Consider the following 12,256-nt stretch of genomic DNA (forward strand, 5'->3'; position numbering starts at 1 on the left):
GAACGGGAAGCGTGGCTCCCGTTCCTTTTTCTTATAGCTGCTCTTTCCATTTTGCATGAAGGGAACCTTGTGGCTCCTTCATGGCACCGGTTTGATTCATGACTTCTTCATATACGGAAAGGACAAAGTCCCTTGACGGATGGTCAACAAGTGGAAGTACGGCCTCTCTCCCAGCAATCGCTTCTTTCCTGGCTTCTTCTGATTCCCTTTTCCGAAGGTGGATCAGGGCAGTGTAGGCATACGATTCTGCTTTGGTGGCCACGTCATAAGGATGCCGGGCCATGGGATTCTGTACGTGTACTTGAGAAAGATACCCCAGTGCCTTGCCATGCTCACCGAGATGAAAGAAAGCGATGCCCAGATAAAGATGCATATAACTGTCCATCACAAGCTTCATTGCCTTGTCTTTAACGGGTTTCTCCTCATAAAGGGCATGAAGGCCAATGATTTCTTCAGGATTTCCTTCTATTAGATAGGCGTGCAACATCTTTAAAAAGTAATAGGCAAACCGGACTTCTTCTGCATCCGTCATCTGGATGAGCAGCGCCAAACGATCCTCATAGTAGCGGTACCTCTCCATGTCCCCTTGAATCAAGGCAAGATACCCACCGTTTGAAAGGATTTCATGGTCCCTAGTCATATCCCTCGTCCGGGCACTCTCCTGTGCTGCTTCATATAGAAATTCCCTGCCTGCTTCCCGGTTACCTAGAGCCAGGTGAATCCCACCGATGTTGTAAAACACCTTAATCTTTAAGGAGGGGTTATCGATCATCTCAGGCTCATTCTCCATCAACCGTTTGAGTTCCAGGATTGTCTCCAGTGCTTCTTCGTACTGACCGTTCAGGAAATGGAACATGGAAAGATCCCGACGGGTCTCGGTCGCTTTTTGCCTGTGCCCCAGGTTGAGAAAGACACCTTCGGCTTTTTCAATATATTGAGTGGCGCCTGCCTGATCCCCCTTCAGGGCCAATAGATAGGCATACATCTTAAAGACCTCCGCACCGTGGTACGTGTGCGCAATTTCATCGAGATGGGGATGGATCAGGCCGTACACCCGGTCAGGATCGGTAAATCCTTTTTCCGATAAATACTCCTCTACCTGTCTCCAAAGCTCCTTCGTTTCCCCTTCACTTTCCCCGATCAATTCACTGACGCCCACTTCAAGCATCCGGGCAATATGCCGGAGGTTGTCCATGGTGGGGTTGGATTTCCCATTTTCAATCAGGCTCAACATACTCACCGAAAGCTTATCGCCGGCCACATCAGCCAGTGTTTTTCCTTTTTGCTTCCGGATCTGGCGAATCCTCTTTCCAATCTGCCCCATCACGCGACACCTCCAACTTTAATGATACTCATTATATCACACTCCGAATCTCCCTTACCCATAAAAATTTTAATTAAATTCAAATTTCCAGTTCCATTCCCTAGAAAATAGTGGTACGATTTTATCAATCTTAAAAACCATAATCTGGAGGTATTTCCATTGAAGGCTTCCCCAACCAAACGGAACATCGTTCTCATGCTGATCAGCGACGTCACATCCACCTATGGCAGCACGGTGTTCAATCTCGCCATGATGTGGTTCATCTATTCAGAAACGGGCTCAGCCTTCGGAGCGTCCGTCATAGCCGCTTTAAGTACGATTGCCATGGTGGTGGCGAGCCCCCTTGCAGGCGTCCTGGTCGACCGTTTTGATCCTGTGAAACTATTGCGGCTTTCCCTTCTTTCGGCAAGCATCCTTTTGGGTATTCTGTTTTTATCTTCCCTTTATGTGGATGGTCTCACCCTTGTCTTCATCATCTATGCCGTCGTCTTCCTTCTTTACCTTGCCTACAGTATCACGAATCCAGCAGAGAACAAGGTGGTCCCCAATATCGTGAGCAAGGATAAGGTGGCATCCTTGTATGGAATGAAATCCTCCACCAGTCAGCTGTCTTCCCTGGCCGGCAATGCGTCCTCGGGGTTCTTGATCACCTTGTTCTCCCTGGCCGGCAGTATCCTCATCAACTCGGTCGCCTTCCTGTTCTCTGCTTTGGCATTGACATTCATCCGGGTGCTGAAGCCCTTCGATAAAGAAGCACCGGAAGAAGAGCGGCCGTCCATGCGCACCCAGATGCGCCAGGGAATCGAGGCGATCAAAGACCACCCGGTCCTGAAGAGGATTGCCCTCCTTTGTGTCGTCATCAACATCGCTTCATTCGGTCCCCTCCTCGTCGTGCTGACGAGCAGTCAGTACGGGGGAGATGCGAAGGATTTCGGTTTCCTGAATTCGGCAGGACTTGTCGGCGGCGTCATTGCCGGGATCATCATCGGGTACATCCAGAAGAAGGTCCGGCCCTCTCTCCTCATGGCGGCAGGCTTTATCTTCTCAGGGACCCTTCTTGCTTCCATGGCCCTGATCCACACCATGTCTATCGCCTTCATCCTCTATGGATCGGCCATGTTCTTCGTCACCACGGCCAATATCATGCTGCAGACGATCATGGCGGTCATCGTCCCTGAGAATCTCCGCGGACGGGTGAACGGGATCCTGACCAGTGCCTCCGTCCTCTTGATACCGGTGTCCTCCCTATTGATGGGCTGGCTCACGGATCTTGTCGGCGTGTCATGGGTCTTCCTGTTCTGCGGGCTATGGATCGCGGCCATCGGGTGCGTGACGATGCTCATGAAGGATACACGGAATATCGATATCGAAGAATCCCTGGAGAGCTCAACAGCCTAACTGTCCCAAATCGAAAAGGCATGAACCGGTCGACGGTCCATGCCTTTTTGTATCACCCTTGGAGATCCCTCTTTCTGTACCCCCATGCACCGACCACCATGAATAGAATGGCGAAGGCACAGATAAGCAGGAACGGACCTGCCTCGAATGACTCCACCGGCAGACGAGGAATATAGCCGAACGGAGTCAATCGATTCACCATCTCCGGAAGGTCGAGCATCCCACCGAGGTACACAACCAGGAATGAATAAACAAGATAACCCCAGGTGAAGATGAGGAGCCGTGGCCTTACCCCTATGAAAAACGTGCTCACAGCCAGCATGCACCACTGAGCCGGCAGATACACCATCCCCGAGGCGATCATATTCGCAAGTGGGATGGGCTCTTCCATCACCATCGATGCCGATGCCCATAAGCCCACGATGGCGAGCAGGATCACGAGGCCACCCCATAGGATCGAGATCAGGACATACTGCCAAAGGACACGCATTCTAGACACCGGACCTGCTAGAAGGTGCTCAAGGGTGCCTTTTTTCTCCTCGCTCCTTACTTTATGAAGGAATAGGAGGGGTGGGATCGTGCCGAGGACAGCGATGACGATCATCATGAGGGTCATGAATTGTTCGGTCAGGCTGTGGCCGGATGCATCGGGCAGCATGGCGGCAAGCTCTTCATTCCCCGACAGGAATGCTTCAAGGTCACCGAAGACGGAACCATAGGACACGCCCAGAAGCAGCATCCCGATGGCCCATGAGATCAACGACGTCCGCTGGATCCTGAGCATGAGTCCGAATGGACCGGTAAGCCACCTTGATCCTCGCTCCCTCCCTGCTTTCGCCGGTATCAGACCGCTTCCGATGTCCCTGGAAGCATTCAACCTGAAGCCCAACCAGGCCACAAGCACGATCCAGCCCGCCGCAGGGAGGAGCGGCCACCATATATTCTGCACGAAGACCCGGGTTTCAAGGAGCCAGCCGAGGGGTGAACACCAGGTGAGGAACAGATCGCCCACGTCCCCGATGGCCCTCAGTAGATAGGAAAGACCGAGGAAGGCAAAGCTCCAGCCAAGCGTCCCCACCGTGCTGCCGAATAGCTGTCCCGCTACCAGGGTCACGGTTCCGAAGATCATGCCGGCACTCCCGACGGCGATCCCATAGAGGAGGGAACCGCCAAGGCTTATACTGTCAATCCCAAGGGACACCAGCCCGCCTGTCAAGAAAACGGCCAGACCCCCATTCGCCATGAGGATGAGCACCAGCACGGCCGACAGATTCGCCGCCCTTCCCACGGGAAGCGCATGGATCATCTCCATCCGTCCATCCTCTTCCTCCCCCCGCGTGTGACGCGAAGCAAGCAGGATGCTCATGATGGCTGCAGCGATCATGGTAAACAACAGCATCTGGTGACTGAGCATCGCCCCATCGGTGTAGTCCGACAGGCCGTATCCCTTCCCTACCATGGCAGTCATGGCGGGATTCTTCATCGTTTCCGCCATGGCCTGCCTTTCCTGGTCATTCCCGTACATCCCTGCGTACGACAAAGCGGTCACGATGGTAAGAACCGTTAAGGAGACGACCCATGCGGAAAGATAGAGCCGATTTCGTCTGAGCATCAGGCTGATCAGGGTCCCCGTTTGATGAAATCGTCCCTCCATCACCCTTCATCTCCTTCATAATGACGCATGAACAGGTCTTCGAGGGTCGGCGGTGAGCTCTCGATCTTCACCAGCCCCTTTTCACTGATGGCCTTCATGATGGAACCAAGCTCATCCCGGTCCGCCTGGAACGTCATGCCTGCACCGGAAACCTTCAGGTCATGGACCCCACTCCTCTGCCCAAGATCATCCAAGGCCTCTTTTGTTTCAACATAAAGTGTCGTCCGCGTCAGATGTCGCAGCTCATCAAGGCTTCCCTGCTCAACCATCGTCCCCTTCCGGATGATCCCGACCCGGTCGCATAATCGCTCGACCTCCGATAAGATGTGGCTTGATAACAGGACGCTGTGCCCCCGCTCCTTCGCTTCGAGCACATACTCCTGGAACACCCTTTCCATGAGGGGATCCAATCCCGACGTCGGTTCGTCGAATATGAACAGCTCCGTATCGGACGCGAAGGCCACAATCAGTGCGACCTTCTGCCGGTTCCCCTTCGAATAGGTCCTGCACTTCTTCCTCGGATCGAAGTCAAAACGCTCCATAAGCTTCTTCAGTCGCGCGGGATCTGCTCCACCTTTCATCTTCAGGAAGAGGTCGATGACTTCTCCCCCGGTCAGGTTCGGCCAGAGCGTCACATCACCCGGTACATAAGAAAGGCGCTTATGAATCTCTACCGCATCTCTCCACACATCCTTTCCGAAGATGGAGGCTTTCCCTCCCGTCGACCGGAGGATCCCGAGCAATATTCGGATCGTTGTGGATTTTCCGGCTCCATTCGGACCGATGAACCCGTAGATCTCCCCTTGGTTGATGGAGAGCTGGACGTCATTCAGTGCTTGAAACGAACCAAACGTCTTTCTGAGCGCTTCTGTGTGTACAATTTCCATTCTGATACACCCCTCGAAAGTTATGAACTTTTTAAACTACTTTATTTCATAATATACAAACCAAACAGATTCCACAACAAGTTTTGAACTAATTCATTTGTTATATTTCATAAAATTAAGTACACTAATGGGGAGGTGAATGAAATGGATGGATTCCAACGCCGTCGCGAACAGAAGAAACAGGCGATCCTTCTTGCCGCCCTGACCCTTTTCATGAAGAATGGCATCCAGAAGGTATCAATCGCTGAAATCGCCAAGGAAGCCGGCGTTTCCCAAGTGACAATCTACAACTACTTTGAAAGCAAGCATCAGTTGACATATGACGTGTTCGTCTTTTACATCGAGAGCGCTTCTTCCCAGTTCGAGGAGCTCGTGCACAGTGACCTCCCCTTTCCTGATAAGATCCGCATGATCATGTTCAGTAAAAAAGAGGTCGCACAACAGATCCATGAGGAATTTTATCAGTACCTGATGAAACAGTATTCAACAGAAGGAAATCTATTCGAGAACCTTTACGAAGAAAAAGTCGTTCCTTACTTCAGTCAGCTGATCCAGGAAGGAAAAGATCAGGGATACGTGGATGATTCCCTTTCAGAGGACGCGATCCGATTTTACCTGGAGATGCTCAGAACCTATATGGAGAATGAGGAAAACTATACAAAGGCGCTTCCCCTGACGGAGGATATCAACAAAATTTTCTTTTATGGCATCATGAAGGGGAAACAGGAATAGAAAAAGGAGAGTGGCATGCCACCCTCCTTTTTATAGGTTTTCATAGATTTCAAGCAGCGCCCCGTCCGGATCGCGGAAATGAGCGACCTTGATGCCCCACTCCTGCTGTTCCACAGGCTCCGTTATGAAATCGACTCTTTCCTTCCATTCCTCATAAGAACGGGCAACATCCGCCACCTTGAAGATCAAAGCCACGCGGTCCGTCCGGGAATCATCTCTCCGGTACACATCGCCGATCGCTGCCGCCATCTGCCTGCGGTCGAAAACCCCGAGCTTCAATCCATCGAACTCGAAGTCCGCATAATTCGATTCCTCATCTCCCCATGCAACCTTGAAACCGAGCACGTCCCGGTAAAATAGGAAGCACTCTTTATAGCGGTCGACCAGAATCCTCGTGTGGGTCAATTCCACCAAGACTGTCGCCTTTCCATGGAGGCATAAAACCGGGCACTGGTGGAGGGCATGAAGGTGACTTCGAATCTTCCCACAAGCTCTTTTTTCACCTTGGACGCGAGCCCGCTGCCCTTTTGGTTGAAGGCTTCCTCCATTTCGATTCCACCGGCCCGGAGTTTATCATGGTCCCAATCGATCCATTCCCCGTATGTTTGACCCCACTCATCCAGCTCCCTTGATAACAGATTGGAGAGATGCAAATCATCCAACTCGAGGTTACTTCCGCACGAATGGCACCAGATGGGGTCGGCACCGACGTCGCCTTCAATCCGGATTTTTGTGGGTGTACCAGTTACACATTCACAGGTCATCATCCTTCATTCCTTTCATCAAAAAAATGCCGACTTTTAAAAAGTCAGCATCGCACCTCGCTCATCGAACGTCGAAGAAGGATTCCACGCCACTTCCCACAGATTCTTCTCCAGGTCGGCAAAATAGGAGGTGCGCCCTCCCCAGAAGGCGTCGCTCGGTTCGCGGAGGATGGTGCCCCCCTTCGACCGGACGGTGTCGATGATACGGTCGACTTCTTCTTTTTCTTCCACGTTGATGGCGAGGGTGACAGGCTTGTAGCCTTCCGTCGGTTTGGCAAGTGGGACGCCGGCATCCTTCTCCAGCTCCTCATGAGGGAACAGGGTGAGCATGACCCCGGCCGTTTTGAAGACGCCGTATGTATCCGAACTGAAGTCTGCTTCCTCCCATTCCAGTGATTGATAGAAGGCACGGAGCTTCGGCAGATCCTCCGCCCCCAGTGTAACGAGTGATATTCGCTGTGGAATCATATTCATTTCCCCTTTCCTCTCCATCGTACAGGATCCCCTTCAGGAATGATTGTAAAAATCGGACAGTTTGAGCTGGGACGGGGTCTTCCCCGTCTTCTTCAGGATGTCATGGTAAAGATGGGACTGGTCATAAAAGGAGGCGGAAGCTTCCCCGACATTGCTGGCTCCGCTTCTCACATAATCCGAGACAAGGGACTGGAACCGGATGACGGCGCTGAACTTCTTCGGCGTGAGCCCGACGTAGTCTGAGAAAAGCCGGGAGAGGGTCCGGGTGGAAAGGAACTGTTCAGCCGCAATTTCCTTAACCGACCGGATCCCTTTACCCTCCAGGATCGAATAAACTGCGGCGTTCGCCTGGATGGATCTGTCGGACGCTGAATGAGCACCTCGTTTCTTTAGAAAAAAAGAGTCAAGGGATGCTACACTCATGCCCGATTCAGCGAGACCCGTCAGTTCCCTCAGAAGATCCGGTGACAAATCATCGAGAAGCACCGTGGTTCCTGTGAAGCTTGATGCCTGATCCCGGATGATGCGATGGTAGGCCCCCGGGTAGAACCGGATGCCCCATGTGACAGACCCGGCCCCTCCCGGACTGGTGGCATGGAAATAGTCATCGAACATCCCGCAGTAAGACCATTCGTACCGGCCCGTCAATGAATCCTTGTCGTAAATGATATCCGTGCACCCGTCGGGGACGATGATGCTTGTTAACGTCCGACCATCGCCCCCCTCTTTCGGCACCGACTGCCAGTAGCAGACGATGAACGATGTGAGGGCGGGGTGTGGTCGATATTCCCGGTAATCCGTATTGGGACTTGTCATGACAATGGGGCGGAATGGCACCATGTTAATTCTCCTTTGAAGGCAGGGTGATGATGAAGCGCGTTCCTTTACCCAATTCGCTTTCGATGGCCACTTCTCCTCCATGAAGGGAGATGATCTGCCGCACGATGGAAAGGCCGAGACCCGTCCCCTCTTTTGTCCGCGAATCATCGACGCGGTAAAATTTATCGAACACCTGTGACACTTCGTCTCCTGAGATGCCGATTCCCGTGTCGCTGATGATGACCCGGGTCTCCCCGTCCTGCTCGAGGGTGATTCCGATCGTCCCGTCTTCGCGGTTGTATTTGATGGCGTTGGTGAGGAGATTTTCCCATACGTTCTCCAGGAGCTCTTCGTCCGCCCTGATGGCAACGGCCGGAAGTTTGTAGGAGAGCTCGATCCCTTCCTCATCCATCCGCCAGCGGTACTTCCGGATGACGGCTTTCAGCTGTTCATCCAGACGGAAATCCGTGACCTTGAGAGGGTAGGCTTCCTGGTCCAGGGAGGTGAGGAGCAGGAGCTGCTTGGTCAGATTCGACAGCCGCTTCGTCTCCCTCTCGATCACCTCGGCATATTCAATCCGGTCTTCCTCCCCTTCTGCGGTCTTCAACAGACCCGCATAGCCCTGTATGTTCATGAGGGGCGACTGGAAGTCATGGGAGACGGAGCTGATGAACGACTTCCTGGCCCGATCATTATGAAGAAGCTGATCCTGCATGCGGTGGAAGCTCTCGGACAGCTCCCCGATCTCGTCCTTCCGGTGGATATCGATGGGGTAGCTGAAGTTCTCCTGCGACACCTGCCTCGTCGCTTCCGTCAGCTTCGAAATCGGACGGGTGAGCTGCTTGGCGAGCATCATCATGCCGACAATGTTGAGTATGGCGATGACGGCGATGAACCCGGCAAGGACCGTATGAAAGTCCGATGCCAGAAGCTTTGTATCGGACCGGATGAACAGGCCGTATGGTTTCCCCTCGTACTCGAACGGCACTCCTACCGTATTTTGCAGCTCATTGGAAAAATGTCCGAACATGAAGTTCAGGGTCGAGAAATTGCTGATGCCGTGGTAGACGTCCCCATCGGTCAGGACCCGTTCTGCTTCTTTCGGGAACTCATCATTTTTAAAAGGCAGGCCGTAGAAACGCTCGTCACCTTGTCCGTCTGTCACATAAATCTGATAGCCGAGCTTCGAGATCGAATCAAGATAACGGTCGAAACTCTCCCCGGAGTGGTGCATGGAGTCGAGGACCTTCACGATCTCCCGCGCCCGGTCCTCCTGCTGCTGATCGGTTTTCTTCTTCGTGTAGTTCATATAGAAGAAGTTGGCGAGGAAAAAGCCGAGGACGGTGCTGACGACCAGGATCAGGAGAGTGGCGGCGATGAACTGCTTGTACAAGGTCTTCATTGCGCCCCCTCCAACCGGTAGCCGACACCGCGGACCGTCTGGATCTCGATGCTCGCGCCGTGCTTTTTCAGGCGGTCCCGGATCCGGTTCATATGGGTGTTGAGTCGAAGCTCGGTCCCTTCTTCTTCAAGGCCCCAGATTTCCTCGATCAATAGCCCGCGGGACGTCACCTTATTGGCCCGTCCCATCAGGGTATAGAGGATTTCGAATTCCTTCAGCGGCAGGATCAGCGTTTCCTGATTGATGACCACCTCGAAGGTCTTCCGGTTGATGGACGTGTTCCCCATCACGATCTCATCCCGCATACTGCGCTCATAGCGCCTGAGGATCACCTGGACGCGGAACAAAAGCTCTTTCGGTTCGAAGGGCTTCACGATGTAATCCTCCGTCCCGGAAAGAAATCCTTTTTCCTTATCCTCAAGCTGTCCTTTTGCGGTCAGGAGGATAACGGGGATGGACAGGTCCTCCGTCAGGATCTTCGTCAGGTCGAACCCGTTCATCCCCGGCATCATCACGTCGACGATGGCGAGATCCACCCTTTCTTCCTCCAATAGGTGCAGGGCCTCATCGGCATCCGATGCCTTCAGCACGTGGTAGCCTTCCTTGGTGAGGTGGATGGATACGAGACGCTGGATATGGAGATCATCATCTACGACAAGGATCTTCATGGCGCATCCCTCCTTTCTTCTATGATTTTACGCAATTGGTGTAAGCCGATTTTCATCTCATCCAGCGATGCATACGCAAACGACAAGCGGATGTGATGAGCATCACCAGGGTCATAGATATATCCTGGATTCAAGAGGACCTTCCGCTGCAGTGCCTTCAGAAACAAGGCTTTATTCACAATGGGCGCGTGGAATCGGATCCAGATATAGAAACCTCCAGATGGACGATTCCACGTAGCAATATCCTGATACTGCCGCAATAAGATATTTTCCATTCGTTCCGCCCTCTCCTGCAGACGCGTACGAAGCCTCTCCACATGCCGATCATACCTTCCGGACATCATCCAGTGAGCTACGATTTCTTGTGAAAACGCACTTGAGCCATAATCGGTCTGCATCTTGATATCAGCGAGTCTCTTGATGACAGGCGTCGGGGCCACGATCCATCCGATTCGAAGACCGGGGCTTAAAGTCTTCGACACACTGCCCAGGTAGAGGACATGGCCAGCTTCATCCATGGCCTTCAACGGTGGGCTGCCTTCCCCGAACTGAAGTTCATGGTACACATCGTCTTCAATGATTGGAATCCGGGCGTCACGACAGAGGGTGTAGAATGATTTTTTCTCCTCTACTGTCCAACTGTAACCCGTAGGATTATTCAGGGTCGGGACGCAATAAAAAAGGGATTGCCCTTTTAGGCTACGGATCCTGGAAGATAGCGTTCCGTCTCTGTTGACGGCTTGCATCCGCATGCCCGCTGATTGGAACGGATGGACAGAGTTGAGATAGGAGGAACCCTCCTGGAACACCGTCGCCCCTTCCTCCAACAAACCGACGGCGATGAGTTGGAGGGCCTGCAGGGCTCCTGAAACGATCAAGATATTATCAGAAGATACCGTGATGCCCCGTTTCTCAAGTCGGGCGGATAGGGCTTCCCGGAGCTTTATGCTGCCTTGTGGCGATGAATATCCGATGGCCCGTGCATCAAGGGTAATGGAACGAAGGGATTCTTCCAGTTCCCTGGCAGGTAGGAGGTCCGGTGACAGTTCTCCTGTGCCGAGTCTGATGATATCGTCTTTTTGCTCATAGTCATTGATTAATTGAATGGTGTGGTAATTGGGCTTGTGGACGCCGGTTTCAATGTGACGCTGCCAGTTCGGACGCGCTTGGTCCATCAGAAGGTTCCATGCATTCCCGGTAACATAGATGCCGGAACCGACCCTCCCTTCAAGATATCCGTCTGCTTTCAACTCATCCAAGGCTGCCTGGATGGTACTTCGGTTTACATCGAATTCTTCTGCAAGCTTCCTTTGAGGGGGAATTCGCATATCGGTGCTCCAATCCCCTCTTTCTATCAAGGCTTTGATCCGATCGGTGATCTGCCGATGAATGCTGATCACGGCGTGGCGATTGGGTTTCCAGTCCATCCTGTTCTCCTTTGAAAATTGGATGGGTGAAAAACCATCCAATTGGTTGTTTTCTTTTAGTTGTAACACAGTATGATGAAAGAAGAAAGGAGATGGTGCAATGGACGCCCTTCTTCATGGTATCCTACTGGCAGTCGGTCTTATCCTTCCTTTAGGTGTGCAAAATGTGTTTGTCTTTTCCCAGGGGGCAGCACAGCCTTCCATTCCGAAGGCACTACCAGCAGCAGTCACTGCTTCCCTGTGCGATACCCTACTCATTCTGTTATCAGTCACCGGCTTATCCGTCATCGTCTTTACGTTTGATTGGCTTCGGACAGGATTGATCATCGGCGGAGTCCTGTTCCTGGTCTATATGGGGTGGTCCCTCTGGCAGATCGAAGGAGCAAGTGCTTCGACTCATGGTGCCATGCCGATCAAACAGCAGATGGTCTTTGCCCTTTCCGTCTCGCTCCTCAACCCCCACGCCATCCTTGACACGGTCGGGGTCATCGGGACGAGCGCATTGGCATATACCGGAATGGATCTACTCCTATTCACCTGTGCCTGTATCGGTGTTTCATGGCTATGGTTCCTCGGACTTATCTTCGCAGGATCTACCATGAAGCATGTTGATCCGGCTGGAAGAGTGATGACGGTATTCAACAAATGCTCTGCCCTTTTCATCTGGGCCATGGCCCTTTATCTTCTCTCCGGTTTGGTTTAAAAGA

The 12,256-nt window shown here is 52.6% G+C and carries 13 protein-coding genes; 3 read left to right on the plus strand and 10 right to left on the minus strand.

What is annotated here, in order from left to right; all coding sequences use genetic code 11:
* Positions 1-31 precede the first annotated feature (31 nt).
* A complete protein-coding gene (locus ACNA6I_RS12570; protein ID WP_416313417.1) occupies positions 32-1,324 on the minus strand; it encodes a helix-turn-helix domain-containing protein in 1,293 nt (430 codons plus the stop codon).
* A gap of 159 nt (positions 1,325-1,483) precedes the next feature.
* On the opposite strand from ACNA6I_RS12570, the gene ACNA6I_RS12575 reads away from it, so the two are divergent.
* A complete protein-coding gene (locus ACNA6I_RS12575; protein ID WP_416313418.1) occupies positions 1,484-2,722 on the plus strand; it encodes an MFS transporter in 1,239 nt (412 codons plus the stop codon).
* A gap of 52 nt (positions 2,723-2,774) precedes the next feature.
* On the opposite strand, the gene ACNA6I_RS12580 is transcribed toward ACNA6I_RS12575, so the two are convergent.
* Positions 2,775-4,376 (minus strand): ABC transporter permease, encoded by a 1,602-nt coding sequence (locus ACNA6I_RS12580; protein WP_416313419.1) that lies wholly within the window; start codon positions 4,374-4,376, stop codon positions 2,775-2,777.
* A complete protein-coding gene (locus tag ACNA6I_RS12585) occupies positions 4,376-5,263 on the minus strand; it encodes an ABC transporter ATP-binding protein (protein ID WP_251527877.1) in 888 nt (295 codons plus the stop codon). Before ACNA6I_RS12585 ends, ACNA6I_RS12580 begins: the two co-directional genes overlap by 1 nt.
* Positions 5,264-5,407: 144 nt before the next feature.
* Between ACNA6I_RS12585 and ACNA6I_RS12590 the strand changes: the two genes are divergently transcribed.
* On the plus strand, positions 5,408-5,995 hold the full coding sequence (locus ACNA6I_RS12590; RefSeq protein ID WP_159129393.1) for a TetR/AcrR family transcriptional regulator: 588 nt from the start codon (positions 5,408-5,410) through the stop codon (positions 5,993-5,995).
* A gap of 30 nt (positions 5,996-6,025) precedes the next feature.
* Here the strand turns inward: ACNA6I_RS12590 and ACNA6I_RS12595 are convergent, their stop codons facing one another.
* The 7 genes from ACNA6I_RS12595 to ACNA6I_RS12625 are packed head-to-tail and all read right to left on the minus strand — an operon-like array spanning position 6,026 to position 11,549.
* Positions 6,026-6,406 (minus strand): VOC family protein, encoded by a 381-nt coding sequence (locus tag ACNA6I_RS12595; RefSeq protein WP_416313420.1) that lies wholly within the window; start codon positions 6,404-6,406, stop codon positions 6,026-6,028.
* Positions 6,397-6,762 (minus strand): hypothetical protein, encoded by a 366-nt coding sequence (locus ACNA6I_RS12600; protein WP_416313421.1) that lies wholly within the window; start codon positions 6,760-6,762, stop codon positions 6,397-6,399. Before ACNA6I_RS12600 ends, ACNA6I_RS12595 begins: the two co-directional genes overlap by 10 nt.
* Positions 6,763-6,795: 33 nt before the next feature.
* Entirely contained in the window at positions 6,796-7,251 is a 456-nt protein-coding gene (locus ACNA6I_RS12605; RefSeq protein ID WP_416313422.1) for a VOC family protein, read from the minus strand.
* Positions 7,252-7,266: 15 nt separating this feature from the next.
* Positions 7,267-8,073, minus strand: a complete 807-nt coding sequence (locus tag ACNA6I_RS12610; protein ID WP_416313423.1) for a DUF6597 domain-containing transcriptional factor — start codon at positions 8,071-8,073, stop codon at positions 7,267-7,269.
* A gap of 1 nt (position 8,074) precedes the next feature.
* Positions 8,075-9,454, minus strand: a complete 1,380-nt coding sequence (locus ACNA6I_RS12615; protein ID WP_148796062.1) for a sensor histidine kinase — start codon at positions 9,452-9,454, stop codon at positions 8,075-8,077.
* Positions 9,451-10,122 carry a response regulator transcription factor gene (locus tag ACNA6I_RS12620; protein WP_048013670.1) on the minus strand — a complete coding sequence of 224 codons (672 nt, stop codon included), beginning with the start codon at positions 10,120-10,122 and terminating at the stop codon, positions 9,451-9,453. Before ACNA6I_RS12620 ends, ACNA6I_RS12615 begins: the two co-directional genes overlap by 4 nt.
* Entirely contained in the window at positions 10,119-11,549 is a 1,431-nt protein-coding gene (locus ACNA6I_RS12625; RefSeq protein ID WP_416313424.1) for a PLP-dependent aminotransferase family protein, read from the minus strand. Before ACNA6I_RS12625 ends, ACNA6I_RS12620 begins: the two co-directional genes overlap by 4 nt.
* A 100-nt stretch (positions 11,550-11,649) precedes the next feature.
* On the opposite strand from ACNA6I_RS12625, the gene ACNA6I_RS12630 reads away from it, so the two are divergent.
* Positions 11,650-12,252: a LysE/ArgO family amino acid transporter gene (locus tag ACNA6I_RS12630; protein WP_252266115.1), complete on the plus strand. Its 603-nt coding sequence runs from the start codon at positions 11,650-11,652 to the stop codon at positions 12,250-12,252.
* Positions 12,253-12,256 lie beyond the last annotated feature (4 nt).

Origin of the sequence: Rossellomorea sp. FS2, assembly GCF_047915635.1 — a bacterium.
In the GTDB taxonomy this organism is placed as follows: Bacteria; Bacillota; Bacilli; order Bacillales; family Bacillaceae_B; genus Rossellomorea; species Rossellomorea marisflavi_A.

What these genes read in the sequence shown, in the direction of transcription:
- ACNA6I_RS12570 (WP_416313417.1), bottom strand. Translation starts at nt 1,324, where the DNA reads ATGGGGCAGATTGGAAAGAGGATTCGCCAGATCCGGAAGCAAAAAGGA.
- ACNA6I_RS12580 (WP_416313419.1), bottom strand. Translation starts at nt 4,376, where the DNA reads ATGGAGGGACGATTTCATCAAACGGGGACCCTGATCAGCCTGATGCTC.
- ACNA6I_RS12585 (WP_251527877.1), bottom strand. Translation starts at nt 5,263, where the DNA reads ATGGAAATTGTACACACAGAAGCGCTCAGAAAGACGTTTGGTTCGTTT.
- ACNA6I_RS12590 (WP_159129393.1), top strand. Translation starts at nt 5,408, where the DNA reads ATGGATGGATTCCAACGCCGTCGCGAACAGAAGAAACAGGCGATCCTT.
- ACNA6I_RS12600 (WP_416313421.1), bottom strand. Translation starts at nt 6,762, where the DNA reads ATGATGACCTGTGAATGTGTAACTGGTACACCCACAAAAATCCGGATT.
- ACNA6I_RS12605 (WP_416313422.1), bottom strand. Translation starts at nt 7,251, where the DNA reads ATGGAGAGGAAAGGGGAAATGAATATGATTCCACAGCGAATATCACTC.
- ACNA6I_RS12610 (WP_416313423.1), bottom strand. Translation starts at nt 8,073, where the DNA reads ATGGTGCCATTCCGCCCCATTGTCATGACAAGTCCCAATACGGATTAC.
- ACNA6I_RS12615 (WP_148796062.1), bottom strand. Translation starts at nt 9,454, where the DNA reads ATGAAGACCTTGTACAAGCAGTTCATCGCCGCCACTCTCCTGATCCTG.
- ACNA6I_RS12620 (WP_048013670.1), bottom strand. Translation starts at nt 10,122, where the DNA reads ATGAAGATCCTTGTCGTAGATGATGATCTCCATATCCAGCGTCTCGTA.
- ACNA6I_RS12625 (WP_416313424.1), bottom strand. Translation starts at nt 11,549, where the DNA reads ATGGACTGGAAACCCAATCGCCACGCCGTGATCAGCATTCATCGGCAG.
- ACNA6I_RS12630 (WP_252266115.1), top strand. Translation starts at nt 11,650, where the DNA reads ATGGACGCCCTTCTTCATGGTATCCTACTGGCAGTCGGTCTTATCCTT.